Below are 17,888 nucleotides of genomic sequence, written 5' to 3' on the forward strand. Positions count from 1 at the left end.
ATGGGATGGCTTAAAAGAAAATTTAGAATGAGAGAGGATTATGAGAAACTTATTATTGTGGACGGTGATAAGTTTTTCATTGAAAAGTGGACAGTAATGCAGTCTCTTATGCATGTCGGTATTATGACGATGATTATGCAGGTTATAACAGGTTTCCCTCTTAAATACTGGAATACGCCGTGGGCAAAATATATTGTGAAAGCTCTTGGAGGAATAAATGGTCTTATGACCATTCACAGGGTTGAAGGTGCCGTAATGTTTTTTGACTTCCTATTTGTTGTTTTCTATTGCATAATGTTCATGATAGCCAACAGGGATAGGGTTAAAAAGTATGGTTTCTGGGACACTTATAGGCTTCTTCCAGGTCCTACAGATGTAGCGGCAGTACAGTATTTTAAATATCTTCTTGGTTTTAGAAAATCCCCGCCAGATTATGACGAGTATATGTGGGTTGATAAGTTTGATTTTTTTGCAGTTGGCTGGGGTATGATTGCAATTGGTATTACTGGCTGGATTCTCTGGCTTCCAGAAGTATTTACAGGATTCTTACATCTTCCACCTGTATCAATACAGATAGCTCTTATTGCTCATGCAGATGAAGGTATGGTTGCCGTTGGATGGATTGCTCTTGTTCACCTTTACATGACCCACTATAGTCCACACAAATTCCCGATGGATTGGATATGGCTTACAGGTATTTCTCCTGAACTTGAATGGATGGAAGAGAGACCTCGTTCATGGAGAAGAATTATTAAGAGGACAGCCGAGCATGAGCCCGAGCTTCTTGAAAAGTATCCTGCTTTAAAAGAGAGATATGAGTTTGTTAAATCTATAGAGAACCTGCCAAACGAGGAGATTGTTGCAAGAATTCATGAATATGCACATCACCTTCTTGAAAAGGAACTTAGCGAGGAGGCAGCATAATGAGAAAACTTGTTTTTGCGATAGCACTTAGTTTTCCTGTTACAGCTTTTGCAGGAGGAGTTATCAGTCCTCTTTTAAAGGGAAATCCATCCCCTGATATTTCTGGATGGGAAAAGAAGATAGAGGAGCAGCTAAAAGAAAAACCGCAGTTTCCAAAGGAAACAGAATATCCGCAGCCGTTTCACGCTCCTAACGGTTATGAGTATCCTGTAAGGGATATATGTGTGGCTTGCCATTCATATGCGGCTCATACTAAAGATGAGACGTTGTCACCTTTCTATAATGCTCACTCAACATTTATGAGCTGTACCGTGTGTCACTATAAGGAAGCAGGGCTTACTTATGCATGGGTTGAAATAGCCAAAGATGGAAAAATGAAAATAGTAAAAGACACCGAAGACATGTATGGAGTTAGATACGTTAAGGCTGGTGATAGAGTTGCTCTTTCCGGTCTTGACAGTGATGCAAGGATAACTCCTCTTGTTAACGGAAAACCGATTGATATTCCTCTAAAAGGTAATGAAGGGCTTCTTCATGATGCGGCAGCGGTTTCAAAGATTTATAACAATCTTGCTAAAAAGCCTTATACGTGTGCTGATTGCCATGAAGGAAATAATCCTCTTAACCTTGTAGGACTAGGTTTCTCTCAAGAGAGAATAAATGAGATCGAAAACAATGAAGTTGTGAAAGGATTGCTTAAGGACGGAAAGATTTACTTCCCAAACTTCATCTGGAAGAGGTAAAGCGATGAGATTTTTAATAGCAGTGTTGTTTACAATTGTTTCTTTTACCGTTCCGTCTTTTGCCGGTGAAATCAGCGGGAACTTTAAGTTTCCGTCTGATATAGCTGTTTCGTCAAACAGAATTTATGTGGTTGACGGACTTAACGGAAGGATAGTTGTCCTTTCCAAAGAAGGCAAGAAATTAAGCACGATAAAGGCTGATAATCCTTACGGTATTTATGTGGATGCTGACAATATCTATGTTGCTTCACAGTCGGGCAAAGTTTTTGTTTTTTCAAAAGATGGGGAACTTAAAAAAACCATAGATGTTTCAGGAAGGCTTGTTGATGTTGTCAAGCTTGGGGATAATCTGTGGGTTACGGATGCAAAAAATAACTGTGTAAAGGTTGTTTCTCTTAAAACCGGAAAGTTGATTAAGAGTATAGGTGAAAAAGGTTCTGTTCCAGGAGACTTTGTTTCTCCGTTTATGCTGGCTACTGACGGAAAAGATGTTTATGTTGTAGATTCCATCAACGCAAGGGTAGAAGTTTTTGATAAAGATGGAAACTTTGTAAGGACATTCGGTGACTTTGGTGTTGAAGAAGGAGATCTATATAGGCCAAAAGGTATAGCTGTATTTAACGGAGAAGTTGCCGTTTCTGATGTTGTTAACGGTGCTGTTCAGCTTTTTAATCCATATGGAGCTTTTGACGGTGTTGTTGCTAAAGGACTTCAATATCCAATCTCTATTGCTTACGATGCAGGTACTCTTTACGTTCTGGAGCCTCTGAAAAACAAGATACTTACATTTAACGTACAAGGGGTTAAATAATGAGGAAGACCTTAGCTATTCTTCTATCAGTGGTTGCGATACCAACAGTTTCTCATGCAAAACTTGAGAAAAGCATGAAGAAAGACTGTCTGGTTTGTCACCAGAACTGGCTGCTGGAAGCTAAGGTAAGTTCTCCTAAGCTTCTTACCGATAGGACTTTAACCGCAGGGGATACGATAATGTGTTTAACCTGCCATGACGGTTCTATGGCAGATGACAGATTAACATTTTTGAATTTTGGTAAGCATTCTCACCCTGTTGATGTTAAAGTTCCTGCCGATATGGAAATTCCCAAAAAGTTTCCGCTTCATAACGGAAAACTCTTCTGCGGAACCTGCCATACGCCTCACTCAGAGGTGGGCAGCCAGGACAAGCTGGACTATACATTTATGAGATTTAAAAATACTGATTCAAGTATGTGTATAGAGTGTCATAAGAATAACGCGGGACACGGTAATCACCCTATTCTTGCCGATACTGCTGGGAAGATGTCTTCATTTGTAATAGCTAAAATAGAGTCTTTACACGGTAAAGTTGGCAAGGACGGAGAGGTTACCTGCCAATCATGCCATGCTGCCCATAAAGGACAGGGAGAACATGCTCTTATTGTTTCAAATAAAAATTCTCAGCTCTGTTCCGTATGTCACACGGAAGAATTGAACTCTCCCGAACACAAGAACAATATGTCTCACCCGATCCTTGTTGCTGTGAATTCTCTTGGTGTTAAACCTGCAGAAACAGGCTTGAAGTTCGGAAGTGAAGATAAGGTAGAATGTTATACATGCCATAAAGTTCACCATTCTAAAGAGACTAAACTTCTTGCTGAATCTCCAAAAGCTCTCTGCATCGCTTGTCACGTTTCCGAAAAGACAGCTCTTCATTCGAAGCACGGATTTGCTGATAAAGATGCCTGCCTTGAATGTCACACGGCTCATAAAGCTGTTGGCCCAAATCTTTGGGGTAGAAAGCTTAACGACAAAGCCGAAGCTTATGCTGTATATCTGAATGCTTCTAACGAAGATAAGATGTGTATTTCATGCCACTATCCGGGTGGTGAAGCTCCTGATATAGGAACGATTTCTCACCCGACAAATGTTGAGACGAAATTTAAGTCTCTACCTCTTAAAAATGGAAAAGTTGCCTGTGTTACCTGTCACAATCCACATAAATGGAGTGTAGTTGGTGCTCCTGAATCCGACAGGCCTAACGGAAGTTTCCTTAGAGTTCCTGAAAAAGATCTGTGTGGGAGATGTCATCCAGGAAATTGTGCATGTAAAAAGGGAGTTCATGCAGCAATTAATGTTAAAAATGTTCTCGGAGAGACATCGAAGAATGCTGGAAATTGTGCTGCATGTCACGTTCCGCACAAGGCAGTTGGTGCATACCTTAAAGGTATTAAAGGTGGAGAGGGGCTTGATAACGTTTCTTCCTTCTGTATGGCCTGTCACGGAAAAGGCGGCGTAGCGAAAGCCAAGGTTATGGCAGGTAAATTTAAGGATCACCCGATTGATGTCAGAATGAAAGATGGAAGTGTCGTGACATGTTCAAGCTGCCATAATCCTCACAATGCCAATCCTTATGCGCTTGTTAAGCCGGTTGAAGGTGATTCATCTCTCTGTTTGGAATGTCATAGAAGTAAGAATCTTAAAGGAACAGCTCACTATCTTGTTGCAAAAGACGGAAATATTGAAAAGAACGGGCAGTGTTCTGCATGTCATACGCCTCACAATCCTAAGGGGCCTACACTCTGGAGCAGGGAACTCGGAGAAGGAAAAACGGTTAACGAAAAACAGTGTAGTTCCTGTCACGCTCCGGGTGAAATGGCTGCAAATCTCACGACCGGTAAGATTACTCATCCACTCGGCGGAAAAGTTGATTCAGAAGTTGTTCCGGCTATTAATCAAAAGACGGGACTTCCCGGAGAGGGAGTTGTTGACTGTGCGAGCTGTCACGATCCACACGGAAGTGCTGCAGCTAAACCGTTCCTTAGAGTTACGAATAATGGAAGTAAGTTGTGTATTTCTTGTCACAAGGCAGAAGCTTCTATTAAAGGAACCGGTCATGACATTAATGGACAGATGTGTTCTACATGTCACGTTCCTCACCAGGCTAAAAGTGCTTTCCTCTGGAAGATGGATATTAAGCACTTTACATATCCAAACGGAGAAGCGGTTGACAGGGCTTCTTCCTACTGTCTCACCTGTCACAGCAAAGGCGGCATAGCAGAAAATGCTACGGTTAAATATTATTTCCATCCAAGAGCCGACTTTGATATCGTTGCTCAGGATAGGCCTGGCAGAAAAGGTGTATGGCCTATTTTTGCAGAAGATGGTTCTGAATTTAAAAGAGGTGGAGCGATTGCCTGTGAAACATGTCACGATGCTCACATTCACGGTAAAACTTACTTCTTGAGAAATAAAACTGTTGCCGGAAGCACCTGTGTTGATTGCCACGGTGATGAAGCTCTTATTAGATACATGTGGTATCATAAAAAAGAGGTTAGACAGTCCACATCAAGCTATAAGTAAATTAACTCAGGAGGAAGCTGCAGATGGCTAAGGAGATGACAAGAGAAGAGTTTGAAAGATATTCATGGAAGAAAGCATGGATAGTTTTGGCAGCTGTATTTATTATTCTTTTCCTTCCATGGATACTTATTTGGTTTGTTAAATTTGTTCACTGGTATGCTCAATCATTCTTTATGTGGTTATAATCGGGAGGTGAGAGATGGCTCATAGCGGAGAATTTCATGAAAAAATGGAAAAAATAAATTTCTTTAAAAGCTGGATATCTGCGTTTGAACTTTTAGTTGCTATACTTACGGTAGGTATGGTTTCAATAAATTGTGTGAAGCAGGGATTTCATCTCTTCCATCTTTTCTTTGGCGGTGGACATTAATTTGTTGGAGATCATTTTTGAGACTGATAAGCTCAAAGGGCAGGGTGCTTTTGGTACTTCTGCCCTTTTTCTTTTTTTCATGTTATGAACCTGTTGGAGAACCTGTTGGTAATAGTACTCTCGGGAAGAGAGTAAACCCCTCAAAAGTTCATTTTCAAAAAGGTATCTATGGGGGAGTTCTTTACGATTCTTCATCGTCTGATCCAAAAACTTTTAACCTTGTTTTTGCCCATGAGACATCTTCAACAGGTGCTGTTGGTGGACTTTTTGAAGGTCTTACTGATGTTGACATTAAAACATTAAAACCTACAGGTAGGCTTGCAGTTTCGTGGGAATTCAAAGCCAAAGGTACGAGGTGGATATTTCATTTAAGGAAAAATGTTAGGTGGTTTGACGGCAAACCTTTTACGGCTGACGATGTTGTTTTTACTTACAAAGATATCTACTTTAATCACCGTTATCCCAATTCTGTGAAGGATATGTTTGAAATCGACGGTAAACTTCCAGAGGTTAAAAAACTTGACAATTATACGGTTGAATTTATTTTGCCCGAACCTTTTGCTCCTCTTCTTTACTCACTTTCGGCTGCTATTTTTCCGAAGCATGCTCTTGAAAAATCTGTAAAGGATGGAAGCTTTAAAAATATCTGGACGATATCAACACCACCTGAAAAGCTTATAGGAACAGGACCTTATAAGCTTGTTAAGTATGTTCCTGGGCAATATCTCGTTTACGAGAGAAATCCCTACTATTACATGAAGGATAGTTATGGTAGTAAACTGCCTTATGTGGAAAAGAAGGTTACATATATTCTTCCACAAAAAGATACGGAGCTTTTAAAATTTAAAAATGGTGAAATAGACTTTTATGGCCTTTCGGGAGATGATTTTCCTTCTTTGAAAAAGGAAGAAAAATATAAAAATTTTACCATATATAATTTAGGTCCTTCTTTAACGGCAGATTTCTTGTGTTTTAATGAGAAAAAGAGAGCAATTCCCGACTGGAAGTGGAAGCTTTTTTCAAACGCAACTTTTAGAAGAGCCATTTCTCATGCTGTTGACAGAAAGGGTATAGTCCTAACAGTTTATAACGGTCTTGGTTTTCCTGTCTATACACCGGTTACGCCGGCCAACACTCTCTATTACGATAAAAATGCTCCAAAATTCCCTTATGATCTGAAAAAGGCGAAGAAGCTGCTGGAGAGTTTGGGGTTGAAAGATAGAAACGGAGACGGATGGCTTGAAACGCCTGACGGTCATAAAGTGGAATTTAATCTCCTTACAAATTCCAACAATCCTGCAAGGGTTCGGATAGGAACGATTTTAAAGTTTGATTTTAAAAGGCTTGGTATAGATGTTCACTTTCAGCCTCTTGATTTTAACAACCTTGTTGATAAGCTTCTTAACACTCATGATTTTGATGCCGTTATTATAGGACTTACAGGTTCGATGGATCCAAACGGTGGTAAAAATGTCTGGAAAAGTTCAGGTCAGCTCCATCTGTGGAATCCGGGACAGAAAAAGCCTGCAACAAAATGGGAAGCTGAAGTTGATAGACTTTTTGACGAAGGTGTGAAAGAGCTTGATTTTAAAAAGAGGGTGAAAATTTATAAGGAAGTTTACAGAATAATATGCCGGCAGCAACCGGTTATTTATATAGCTGCTCCTATTGTTCTTGAAGCTGCAAGGGACAGGGTTAAAAATTATTTTCCGACTATATGGGGAATCTATAAGCCAGAAAAAATCTTCATAAAAGAGTGATATAATTTTTTCTGCTGTAACTAAAAAAGGAACAATTTAGTCCCGAGGGAGGAACTTATGGTTGAAGAGATAGGAGCGCATATGCCTCTATGGTTGACCATACCTTTTGCCGGAATTCTTCTTTCTATTGCTGTTTTGCCTCTTATGGCTCCTCATTTCTGGCACAAACATTTTGGTAAGGTTTCAGCTTTTTGGGCTGTTGCGTGTGCGATACCTTTTATCGCTATGTATGGCGGTACTGCGGTTCATGATATTTTGCACACAATTCTGGTTGAATATATTCCGTTTCTTGTTCTTCTTGGAGCCCTTTATACGATTGCAGGAGGTATCTATATAAAGGGTTCTTTTGTTGGAAAACCTATTTTTAATACAGTACTCCTTTTTATAGGTGCAATGCTTGCGTCGTTTATGGGAACGACTGGTGCTGCAATGCTTCTTGTTCGTCCTTTGATAAGAGCTAACAGATGGAGAAAGTATAAAACATTTGTAATTGTTTTCTTTATTTTTCTTGTTGCCAATATAGGCGGTGCATTAACGCCGCTTGGAGATCCTCCTCTGTTTTTAGGTTTCTTAAAGGGCGTGCCATTTTTCTTTACATTGAGGCTTATTCCTATATGGATGACGGCAGTTGTTATCGTCCTTGGGATATTCTTTGCCATAGATTCTTATTATTATGCGAAAGAGGATAAATCCACGATTCCAATAGGTGATGAGAAGTTTGAAATTTTAGGTTCAATAAATTTTCTTTTCCTTCTTGGTGTTCTTGTTGCTGTTCTTTTAAGTGGTATTGTTCATCTTCCTAAGATTAATGTTCTGGGTGTTCATCTTTACCTTCAGGATGTTTTGAGAGACATTTTCCTTCTTGTTCTGACAGTTCTTTCAATTCTTTTGACACCTCCAATGGTGAGAGAAAAGAACGAGTTTACCTGGTTTCCTATAAAAGAGGTTGCTATTCTCTTTATAGGTATTTTTATTGCTATGATTCCGTGTTTAAAAATTCTTGAGGCTGGTGAACACGGTCCTGCGGGTGGGTTGATTCATATGCTCTCTGAACCTTATCACTATTTCTGGGCTACGGGAACACTCTCTTCATTTCTTGATAACGCACCTACATATTTGACATTTTTAATGACAGCTCTTGGAAAGTTTTATCCGGGTGTTCCTGTTAAAATTGCTGTTCATAAGTTGATAGCCACTCATTCGATTTACCTTGAGGCTATATCCGCCGGTGCTGTTTTCTTTGGTGCGATTACCTATATCGGGAATGCGCCAAACTTTATGGTTGCTTCTATCGCAAGGGAACAGGGTGTTGAAATGCCCTCATTTTTCGGTTATATCGTTAAGTATTCAATTCCGGTTTTGGTTACAACGTTTGTGATTCTTACGATTATCTTTTTTAGATAAAAATCTTTGGGTGGTTGTTTGCCGCCCTTTTATTATTGCGACGTCATTTGGAGAGCTTTTGTGACAACTTCTTTCGGAGAAATGTCAAGACATTTTAGATGTTCACATCTCACCTTTCCGTGGATAGAGCAGGGGTTACACGGAAGTTCTTTTTTTATAACCGTGCCTTCTGATTCAAGTGGTGCAAACCCGAAGCAGGGGTGCGTTGCACCGTAAATAACTGCTACTTTTGTCTTTACTGCTCTTGCCATATGAACAGCAGAGGAGTCGTTTGATATTACGAAATTTGCTTTTTTAATAACAGCCATGGATTCAAGAAGAGAGAGTCTTCCGCAAAAATTCAGATTGTAAGCACCAGTTATTTCCATCCCCGCTTCTACGTCTGCTTTCCCACCAACTGTTACGACTTCGTATCCTATTCTTCTCAAAATCTGGGCGATTTTTTTGTATTTTCTTATCGGATAGGCTTTTCCTTTCCATCTTGCTCCTGGAGCGATGACGACGAATTTCTTGTGGGGAAGTAAGCGAGATATATGCTTTTCTGTTTCTTCTGGAATAAATATGTCAGGTGTCGGATTTTTGGAAACTTCTATACCGATTTTTCTCACAGCCTTTGCGTAAAGTTCAGGAACATAAAGCTGTTTTTTTCGTTTCAGGAATTTGAAGAATATAACTTCTCTTCTCCATATCGATTGTTTGTTGTATTTAACCGTTTTAAAAGGTAAGAATTTTGTAAGGAGTTTGGTTTTCAATATGTTGTGAAGATCGATAACGTAGTCATAGTTTTCTTTTTTGAGAGTGTCTGCCAGTTCCTTTATTGCGTAAAAAGAAAGTTTCTTTTTATTTACACCCATTACCTTTTTTATTCTGTGATCCGGTACGAAGATAGATGCTATTGATTTATCGGTTAGAATATCTATCTCCACATCTGCCTTCTTCAGAGCGTTAAACACTGAAGATACCAGTATTACATCGCCTATTGACGAGAGTCTTATAATTAATACTCTCATTCTTCCTCTAACGGCTCAAACTTGTCTTTTGACGCACCGCATATCGGACATACCCATTCATCTGGAATTGCTTCAAACGGTGTTCCTGGAGAGACATTGTTTTCAGGGTCACCGTTTTCAGGATCATAAATGTAACCGCAAACGGTACATCTCCATTTTGTAGCCATCTTGTTCCCCTTTTATTGGTTTCTTACCATTATAGCACATAGTTTTTGTATGAAAAGGAAATCTTATTCTTTTGCAATTTTGAGAGTATCCTGATTTGCTTTCTGTTTGTGTTATCATAGAATATCTCTTATAGGGTAGGAGTTATGGATAAGTTTAAAAAGTTGCTTGTAGAGTTTGGAGTTATCTTTGTTATAAGCTGGATCATCGAGTTTGCATATATGGGGATAAAAGGGGTTCTGGAAGGGACTTTGCTTTCTTTTCTTGAAGTTTCACTATCTTTTGATAATGCTGTTATGAATGCCCTTGTATTGACAACCATGACGCCCAAGTGGCGTAAAAGATTTATTACGTGGGGGATACTTACGGCAGTATTCGGTATGAGGTTTTTGTTTCCTGTTTTAATTGTTTCGGTTACTTCCGGACTTTCTTTCAAAGAAACGATAGGTATTGCGTTTAAACATCCTTCTGTTTATGCGGAACATCTTGAACATGCTGAACCGCTGATACTTGCCTTTGGTGGTTCTTTTCTCCTTATGGTTTTTATAAACTGGTTGTTTGATGCGGGGAAAAATCTTCACTGGATAAGATTTTTTGAGGAAGGTGCTTCAAAAATCGCCAGGTTAGGAGAAATAAAACTTATTCTGGCTCTTGCAATTGTCTTTGTTATAGGGTTGCTTAAACAGCAGGAAAACATTACCCTTGCCATGATATTGGGTATTCTACTTTTTGAGTTAGTCCACTTTATAAAAAATGCGATTGAGTATTTTAAAGAGAAAAACTATTTTTCTGGTGACAGCGGTTGGGCCAGTTTTCTCTACCTGGAGCTTTTAGATGCTTCCTGTTCACTTGATGGGACGGTTGGTGCATTTGCTATAAGCCAGAATCTTATAATTATAACTCTCGGCCTTTCTGTTGGTGCTTTTATTTTACGTTCTCTTACAGTTTATTTTGTGGATACTGGTAAATTGCAGCATCTACCTTACCTTGAGCATGGGGCACATTGGGGAATTGGTGGTTTGGGAATAATGATGCTACTTGAACTTTTCTTTTCCATTCCTGAAGCCGTTATCAGTCTGACGGCACTGGTGTTTATCCTTTCGTCCCTTTATTCTTCTCTTAGAAGGAGTGGTCAACTGCTATAATAAAATTATTGAAGATACCGATAATAAGAAAAAGTTTATATTTTTGGGGGATGGTCAATGGGCTTTCTTAAAAAACTTGGTATGGAAAAGGTGAGCAGGCAGATCCTTGTTGTTGTTTTTATTCCAATACTTGCGGCTGTTGTGGTTCTTGGCAGACAGGCAAGAGAGGTTTACAGAAAGATTTATACTCCTGCTAGAATAATGGAAAAACATTTTCCGCTGGTTGAAGCAGTTGCGAAGCTTGCCCATGATCTTGCTGTTGAAAGAGGTTTGTCAACAACTTTTGTTACTCAAAGTAGAGATAAATCCTCTCCTGTCTATACAAAGCTTTTAGCTCAACGGGAAAAGGTGGATAAAGATATTGCTGATTTTCGCTATGTTGTTTCTCATTATCTTTCTCCTGATGATATTCATGATATTTCCACAGCGGAACTTAAGAGATTGAGACAGGAAATTGATAACGGCAATGTTTCAAATATTGATATCTTGACAAGCTATACCGAATATATCGATGGTGTAATGAACAATATTCACAAGCTGGCGGAAAAGGAATTAAAAGATACAGTTTTTGAAAGAGATCTTGTAGCTTTTAATCTTTTTCTGAAATATAAAGATACGTTTGGTGTTGAGAGGGCTCTTGCCTCAAGTATTACTTCTTATGTGAATTCTCATGGGACTAATGCTACTGTTCCTAAAGCTTTACTGGCATTTTTCAATACTGTTAATGATAACGAAAATGTTTTGAGGGATGTGGTTAACACTCTTGCGTTTAATGAGTTGAAGAGTCGCTTTCGTGCTGTTGAATCTACTTCTGAATGTGGAAAGGTGAAAGAAATAAAAGAGATAATAAATGGAGAAAGATATCAGGAGCTTGCTGCTTATAAACCTTTGCAGGTATTTCAGATTTATACCGATTTTCTGAAGGTTTTGAAAAAGTTTCAGGATGAATATTTAGGTCTTTTAAAAAAGAGGACGTTTGAATTTACTTTGGAAGCCAAAAAGGAAATGATTGTTTCTTCCTCTCTTGTTGTAGGTCTTCTCCTTGTCTTGATATTTGTCGGCGTTTTGAGAAGAAAGATAGTTAATTCAACAGGTGAAATAAAGGAGATACTTGAAACGATTAACAGGGGAAATTTGAGAGTGTCTCTTGATGATGTTTCCGGGAATGATGAATTTGCCGAGATGAAACGGTTGATTAACGGTTTGATAGGAACTTTTAAAAGTGTTATTTCTGAAGTTGATAAAGTTTCCGAGAAGATTTCAAAAGGTAAATTTGATATTTCAATGAGTAAAAATGTTTTTAAGGGAGATTTAAAAGTACTTGAAAAGAATCTTCAGAAAATAGTTGAAACATTGAAAGCTTTTATGTCTGAAATGAACCATGTTACAGAAAGCCTTTCTGAGGGAAGATTGGATGTTAATGTTAATGAAAAAGCGTTTGAAGGTAAATATAAAGAGATTGTTCACGGGCTTTCAGAGATAGTGGATAACTTTAAAAAGGTTGTTGATGTTGTGAATAAGATGGCTGAAGATCTTGCAGAAGCAAGGTTTAAAACCTATGATGAAACGCTTCTTCCGGGGGAATTGAGAGCAATTATAAGGAATATCAATCTTGCTTCTTGCGATATTAAAAAAGCCATGGATATGCTTGCATCTATTATGGAACAGGCTGACATACAGCAGGAGATAGATGTTGAAGCGTTTAAAGGTGATTTGAGGAAGGTTGGAGAGGCGGCTAATACATTTGCTCTTACTATGAGAAATATTATCAGAGAGATAAACAGGTTTGTTAACGAGCTTGAGAGCGGTAATTTAAGTATTAAACTTGATGATTCTAAATTTCCAGAGTCTCTAAAGACATTAAGAGATGCTCTTGTCGGTATTCAAAATACATTCTTGACCATAAAGGATTCTCTTTTACTTGCTACCCGTAAGCTTGCAAGCGGTAATCTTATGGTCAGAATGAACGAGAACGAACTGAAAGGAGATCTTAAAGAGATAGCTATTTCGTTTAACAAGGGGATAGAATCTTTTGGTAAATCTATAGGGCTTTCCATTGATACGCTTAAAAATGCTGTTTCTCTCCTTGAAAGTAAGGTTGACAGTCTTTCTGATGTTATGAAAAAGATTCTTTATCAAACAGATAAAACCAATATGATTTCTAAGTCCATAGAGAAGACATCTAAAGATATAGAAGCACTTGCAGGAGAGGTTCTTGAGCTTAATTCATTGTCTTCTAAGAATCTTCAGATTGTTGATGAAGCTGAAGATATTATTGATGAGATTAAAAAGCTTCTTGATGAGAGGACGAAAGAGCTTGGCTCTATTGTTGAGATTATCTTCCAGATAGCAACTCAGACTAACCTTCTTGCTCTTAATGCTGCCATTGAAGCTGCAAGAGCAGGTGAAGCAGGTAGGGGATTTGCAGTTGTTGCCGATGAGGTTAGGAAGTTGGCGCAGAAGGTTGTTTCAGCTACGGATCAGATAAAGGCAACGGTCTCTAACATAAACAAAGACATAAAAGAGAAGGTTATAGATAACGTCTCAAGGGCATTTGAGAATATAAAAGAGTCAATGGAGGAGCTGGAGAAGATAGTTGTTAAAGTTTCGGAAGAAGCAAAATCCGAGTCAGAGTCAATAGAAGAAGTTGCTAAAACTGTTAAAGAGGTTGCAGAGATAGCAACCAGAAACGTAGATGACCTTAAAGAGGTAGTTGAAGATATCAGCAGAGTTTCTGAGAAGATTAAAGAGCTTGAAGAAGAGTTAAACAGATTCAAAGTATAGAAATACAAGTTTGGTTCATATTTTTTGGGGGCACTCCCCTTTCTTTATTTGTGAAAAATTTGATAAACGAAAGTCTTCCCGGCAGAATACCGGGAAGATCTTTTATTCTATTATTTCAAGGACTGCTCTCTTACCGCTCTTTGCAGCAACTGAAGAGATTAATGTCCTTATTGCTTTTGCTGTTCTTCCCTGTTTACCGATTACTTTTCCAAGGTCTTTTGGGTCAACCTTCAGTTCAATAATTACAGTTCTTTCTCCTTCTGTTTCCACTACGTTTACGGCGTCCGGGTTGTCAACTAATTTTTTTACGATGCATTCAACTAACTCTTTTACTGCGGACATGGTCGCCTCCTATTTCCAGTATTACTGGATAGCTTGCTTGAGAAGTGCAGCAACTCTCTCAGTTGGCTGAGCCCCTTTAGCAATCCATTCTTTTGCTTTTTCAATATCAATTTGAAGTTCTTTTGATTTAGGATTATAAGTTCCGAGAATGTCAACAGCTTTGCCGTCTCTTTTTGACATACCCTCGGCAACAACAATTTTATAGATTGGAAGCTTTTTTCTTCCCATCTTCTTGAGTCTTATCTTTACCAACTTCTCTCCTCCTTAAAGACAGTTTTGTAAAAGGTAATTTTATACCAATCGTAATTTAATACAACCTTACATAAATGGGAAGGGGAATTTTCCACCTTTTTTTGCCATCTTTTTCTGCATCTTTTTCATCTGTTTCATCATCATTTTTGCCTGGGCAAATTGTTTAAGAAGAGCATCAACATCTTTTACACTTGTGCCGCTTCCTCTCGCTATTCTTCTTTTTCTGCTGGCGTTTATAATTGCATGGTTTCGCCTCTCTTCTGGTGTCATTGAGTTGATTATCGCTTCTATCCTTTTGAGCTTTTTGTCGTCTATTGCCTTGTCAAGCTGCTTGAGCATTTTCTGGCTGGAAAGCCCCGGGATCATCTTTATAAGCTGTTTTATAGGTCCCATTCTCTGTATCATTTCAAGCTGTTTTTTAAAGTCTTCAAGTGTAAACTCTCCTGATAGGAGCTTTTCCTGCATGGATAGGGCTTCTTCTTCGTCTATCACTTCCTGTGCCTTTTCGACAAGGCTTACAACGTCACCCATGCCCAGGATTCTTGATGCTACCCTGTCGGGATAAAACGGTTCGAAATCGTCTATTTTTTCGCCGACACCTGCAAATTTTATCGGTTTGCCTGTTACACCTTTTACAGAAAGTGCAACACCACCCCGTGCGTCTGAATCAAGCTTTGTAAGAACGATACCTGTCATGCCGACATTTTCATCAAAAGCTTTTGCTATGTTTACCGCTTCCTGTCCTGTCATGGCATCAGAGACAAAGAGAACTTCGTCGGGATGGATTCTTTCTTTTATCTCTTTTGCCTCCTTTAGCATCTCTTCGTCTATGTGAAGTCTTCCTGCCGTGTCAACTATTAGAACGTCGTATCCTTCTTTCTTTGCCTTTTTGAGAGCGTCTTCCGCGATCTTTGCAGCATCTTTTTCGTTCTCTTCAAGAAATACAGGAACACTTATCTGTTCACCCAATTTTTTAAGCTGAAGCATGGCTGCCGGTCTGTAAATGTCAACAGAGGTTAGGAGAACCTTTTTGCCCTGTTTTTTCAGCAGTTTTGCAAGTTTTGCAGATGTTGTGGTTTTACCTGAACCCTGAAGTCCTATAAGAAGGATTACCGAAGGCTTGCTTTTTAAGTTTAGAGGTTCTGCTTTTTCACCCAATGTTTTTACAAGTTCGTCGTGAACTATTTTAACAAGCTGCTGAACGGCAGTTACACCTTTTGTTACCTTTGCGCCTAAAGCCTTTTCTTTTATATCCTTTATGAAGTCAGATACAACCTTGTAGTTTACATCTGCTTCAAGGAGCGCAAGTTTTATCTCTCTCAGTCCTTTATTTAGAGTTTCCTCGTCAATTCTCCCCTTTTTCGCTATTTTGCCAATTGCAGACTGTATCTTTTCCGCAAGTGCGTCAAACATCTCTCCTCCGTTTTAAAAAGCGATTTCAGTCCCCGCCCTGCAATCAATAAATCTATCCTTAAATACTTCTTTGAAAACCTCTATTCCGTTATCTCCGGTACAGTGGCAGGGTGCAACAAATTCTGTCAGGTCTAAAAGTTTTTCGGCTGTTTTCTTAATGCTTGTGTCTTCTTTTTTATACATGTGGAATCCGCCTATTATCATGAATAGTTTTCTCTCGGCAAGTCTTACAGCTTCTTCTGCTATTTTTTCTATTCCAGGATGGGAGCATCCTGTTACCAGAATGCTTCCTTTTTCCGTTTTTGCTACCAGAGAGTGTTCGAAGGCAGGGTCTCTCATACCGGTGGGCATCATTCCTGTTGAGAAAATTCCGGGAGCTATTACTGTTGGATCATCAACCGGAATTACGATTCCTCTTTCTCCCACTTTTTCCTCGAAAAATTCTGCGTCGCTTTCCGGAACAAAAATGTCAACATGATAAACCTTTTTCATAACGGTTTTAAGTCCTCCGGTGTGGTCCCAGTGGTTGTGCGAAATGAATATACCGTCAATGTCTGAAAGGTTTATAGAAAGGGCTTCAGCGTTTCTCTCAAGTATTTCCGGTTTCGCACCGGTATCAAAAAGGATGTTGGTTTCTCCCTCTATAAAGGCGGAAAATCCCCAGTCTGGAGTTAGTTCTTTAAAAGCTCTGTTGTCGTATAAGATAACGATTTTCTCTGTCATTTCTAACCTCCCTGTGGAGTTCCATTATATATAATTCGTGCCCGGTTGCTTTGAAAGAGAAGTTTTCTTATATTTTTATCTCATCAACAATAATAAAATATTCCTTCTGCCCGGGTGGCGGAATTGGCAGACGCGCAGGACTCAGGATCCTGTGGTGGCAACACCGTGCGGGTTCAAATCCCGCCCCGGGCACCATTAATGGATTGAAATGTTGCTGAGAGTTTCATAATTTCATATAATATTACAGCTAACACTTTAGGGGGTAAATTAAGATGGAAGAGAAGAGATAGTTTCTGTTTTACTTTCCCGTAATATTAGGCAGGTGTTTTTGTTGTATTCAGGCGGGAAAGATGCATCTATACTTGCAGATTTAATCTCGGGTGTCCAATCTGTATATAGGTTTAATATTGATTTATATATGTTGACGGTGAAATTTCTGTGTATGGTTTATGATCCTTCTGACGAAACTGAAAGAAAAATAATAAGAAATTGTATTAGTTATTGGCAGAAGAGGGGATTTGAACACATATGGCTTGATGTTGAGGATTGTGATGATAGTATATTTAATGTTTATTAAGCTACTCCATGTGTTGCTTGTGAAATTGTCAAATCAGAGGTTCTATATAAGTTTATGCTTTCTTGTGAAGATACAGCTTTCTTGATTTCTCACACACTTGATGATGTTTTAGGTTATTTAATAGAGAGTTTATTTATCCTTATAAAATATGGGACTTGGGAAAATTTGTTAGAAGAAAATGAAAAAATGTTTCAAAGAATTGCATAATTGCAAAAGTCCTTTTCTTCTTAGCAGGAGCAGCTTTTAGTTTTTTTAAATTCTGTGTTGACCTTTTTAAAAAGAAAGAAAAACTTTCTGACGCTGTTAGATGTTGGGATTTTTCTGCTGTTTCTTCTAAAGTTTCGCTGTTTTCCATTTTTATCGTTGCTGCTCTTTTTGTTCTCTCTTTTATCTTTTCTTGGCGTGGATTTTTCCTCATTGTCTTTTTAAGGAAAGTGATGGAGAGCGGAAAATTGCTGTTTCTTTTTATTGTTTCTATTGTTATTTTCGGATTTGTCCTGCGTGTCTCCCTGATCTATGGAGCTTTAAGGTTTATGGCAGGCGCTGATCGCACTGTTTTGATGGGGCGTAAACTCAAAATAGTTGCCGAAGAAGATAGAGAGGGGATGTGGTTGTGGTGCGGTATGTTCTGGGGAATACTGCTGTTTATGAGGCTCTTTTGAAAAAGGACGGTGATAGTTTTAAAATTTTACAGTCCAAACGGTTTGTCGGAAGGTATAAAAATGGAACTGAGCCGTCTGATAAAGAACGCTAAGAAGATTGTTTTTTTTACAGGTGCTGGAATAAGCGCCGAGAGTGGAATTCCTACCTTCAGGGGGAAAGATGGTCTATGGAACAAATATTCTCCGTCTGAGCTTGCCGGTTGTGTCAATAATTTTGTGTAAACCATTAGGAGTACCTCCTGGAGAACATATCCTGAAGTTCTTCCTTAGCCTCA

General features: G+C 38.9%; 17 protein-coding genes, 1 tRNA gene and 1 pseudogene. 13 read left to right on the forward strand and 6 right to left on the reverse strand.

Going from position 1 to position 17,888, the window contains the following annotated elements:
- Genes BLW93_RS02985 through BLW93_RS03010 form a run of 8 tightly spaced genes read left to right on the forward strand, consistent with a single transcriptional unit; the run spans position 1 to position 8,540 of the window.
- Positions 1-924 carry a formate dehydrogenase subunit gamma gene (locus BLW93_RS02985; RefSeq protein WP_076712627.1) on the forward strand — a complete coding sequence of 308 codons (924 nt, stop codon included), beginning with the start codon at positions 1-3 and terminating at the stop codon, positions 922-924.
- The gene (locus tag BLW93_RS02990) at positions 924-1,667 is read left to right on the forward strand and encodes a hypothetical protein (RefSeq protein WP_076712628.1); all 744 of its coding nucleotides are present in this window, start codon (positions 924-926) and stop codon (positions 1,665-1,667) included. Before BLW93_RS02985 ends, BLW93_RS02990 begins: the two co-directional genes overlap by 1 nt.
- 4 nt (positions 1,668-1,671) lie before the next feature.
- Entirely contained in the window at positions 1,672-2,478 is an 807-nt protein-coding gene (locus tag BLW93_RS02995; protein ID WP_076712629.1) for an NHL repeat-containing protein, read from the forward strand.
- The gene (locus BLW93_RS03000; protein ID WP_076712630.1) at positions 2,478-5,006 is read left to right on the forward strand and encodes a cytochrome c3 family protein; all 2,529 of its coding nucleotides are present in this window, start codon (positions 2,478-2,480) and stop codon (positions 5,004-5,006) included. Before BLW93_RS02995 ends, BLW93_RS03000 begins: the two co-directional genes overlap by 1 nt.
- A gap of 23 nt (positions 5,007-5,029) precedes the next feature.
- Positions 5,030-5,191 carry a hypothetical protein gene (locus tag BLW93_RS08895; RefSeq protein ID WP_173790644.1) on the forward strand — a complete coding sequence of 54 codons (162 nt, stop codon included), beginning with the start codon at positions 5,030-5,032 and terminating at the stop codon, positions 5,189-5,191.
- A 14-nt stretch (positions 5,192-5,205) separates the two neighbouring features.
- A complete protein-coding gene (locus BLW93_RS08800) occupies positions 5,206-5,376 on the forward strand; it encodes a hypothetical protein (protein ID WP_158025372.1) in 171 nt (56 codons plus the stop codon).
- 17 nt (positions 5,377-5,393) lie between these two features.
- The gene (locus BLW93_RS03005; protein WP_216818654.1) at positions 5,394-7,136 is read left to right on the forward strand and encodes an ABC transporter substrate-binding protein; all 1,743 of its coding nucleotides are present in this window, start codon (positions 5,394-5,396) and stop codon (positions 7,134-7,136) included.
- A gap of 57 nt (positions 7,137-7,193) precedes the next feature.
- Positions 7,194-8,540, forward strand: coding sequence for a sodium:proton antiporter (locus BLW93_RS03010; RefSeq protein WP_076712631.1), 1,347 nt, complete (start codon positions 7,194-7,196; stop codon positions 8,538-8,540).
- Positions 8,541-8,572: 32 nt separating this feature from the next.
- Here BLW93_RS03010 and BLW93_RS03015 read toward each other — a convergent pair whose 3' ends face one another.
- Complete coding sequence (locus tag BLW93_RS03015) at positions 8,573-9,550, reverse strand: glycosyltransferase family 9 protein (protein WP_076712632.1); 978 nt, start codon at positions 9,548-9,550, stop codon at positions 8,573-8,575.
- Positions 9,547-9,717, reverse strand: coding sequence for a rubredoxin (gene rd, locus BLW93_RS03020; RefSeq protein ID WP_076712633.1), 171 nt, complete (start codon positions 9,715-9,717; stop codon positions 9,547-9,549). The genes BLW93_RS03015 and rd overlap by 4 nt, the downstream gene beginning before the upstream one ends.
- Positions 9,718-9,861: 144 nt before the next feature.
- On the opposite strand from rd, the gene BLW93_RS03025 reads away from it, so the two are divergent.
- Both BLW93_RS03025 and BLW93_RS03030 read left to right on the forward strand, forming a co-directional pair.
- Complete coding sequence (locus tag BLW93_RS03025; protein ID WP_076712634.1) at positions 9,862-10,860, forward strand: DUF475 domain-containing protein; 999 nt, start codon at positions 9,862-9,864, stop codon at positions 10,858-10,860.
- A 57-nt stretch (positions 10,861-10,917) separates the two neighbouring features.
- Complete coding sequence (locus tag BLW93_RS03030) at positions 10,918-13,644, forward strand: methyl-accepting chemotaxis protein (protein ID WP_076712635.1); 2,727 nt, start codon at positions 10,918-10,920, stop codon at positions 13,642-13,644.
- 102 nt (positions 13,645-13,746) lie between these two features.
- Here BLW93_RS03030 and BLW93_RS03035 read toward each other — a convergent pair whose 3' ends face one another.
- From BLW93_RS03035 to BLW93_RS03050, 4 genes are all read right to left on the reverse strand, one after another.
- Positions 13,747-13,986, reverse strand: coding sequence for a KH domain-containing protein (locus BLW93_RS03035; protein ID WP_076712636.1), 240 nt, complete (start codon positions 13,984-13,986; stop codon positions 13,747-13,749).
- 21 nt (positions 13,987-14,007) lie between these two features.
- Positions 14,008-14,238 carry a 30S ribosomal protein S16 gene (gene rpsP / locus BLW93_RS03040; protein WP_076712637.1) on the reverse strand — a complete coding sequence of 77 codons (231 nt, stop codon included), beginning with the start codon at positions 14,236-14,238 and terminating at the stop codon, positions 14,008-14,010.
- Positions 14,239-14,304: 66 nt separating this feature from the next.
- Positions 14,305-15,651 carry a signal recognition particle protein gene (gene ffh / locus BLW93_RS03045; RefSeq protein ID WP_076712638.1) on the reverse strand — a complete coding sequence of 449 codons (1,347 nt, stop codon included), beginning with the start codon at positions 15,649-15,651 and terminating at the stop codon, positions 14,305-14,307.
- A gap of 12 nt (positions 15,652-15,663) precedes the next feature.
- Positions 15,664-16,374, reverse strand: a complete 711-nt coding sequence (locus tag BLW93_RS03050; RefSeq protein ID WP_076712639.1) for an MBL fold metallo-hydrolase — start codon at positions 16,372-16,374, stop codon at positions 15,664-15,666.
- Positions 16,375-16,482: 108 nt separating this feature from the next.
- Between BLW93_RS03050 and BLW93_RS03055 the strand changes: the two genes are divergently transcribed.
- The 3 genes and pseudogenes from BLW93_RS03055 to BLW93_RS09015 form a co-directional block, all read left to right on the forward strand.
- Positions 16,483-16,569: transfer RNA gene (locus BLW93_RS03055), tRNA-Leu, on the forward strand.
- A gap of 834 nt (positions 16,570-17,403) precedes the next feature.
- Positions 17,404-17,613, forward strand: coding sequence for a hypothetical protein (locus tag BLW93_RS03070; RefSeq protein ID WP_144443991.1), 210 nt, complete (start codon positions 17,404-17,406; stop codon positions 17,611-17,613).
- A gap of 60 nt (positions 17,614-17,673) precedes the next feature.
- Positions 17,674-17,811 (forward strand): annotated as a pseudogene (locus tag BLW93_RS09015) (Sir2 family NAD-dependent protein deacetylase); the annotation flags it as partial.
- Between the last annotated feature and the right edge of the window lie 77 nt (positions 17,812-17,888).

It is taken from the genome of Desulfurobacterium indicum (assembly GCF_001968985.1).
In the GTDB taxonomy this organism is placed as follows: Bacteria; Aquificota; Aquificia; order Desulfurobacteriales; family Desulfurobacteriaceae; genus Desulfurobacterium_A; species Desulfurobacterium_A indicum.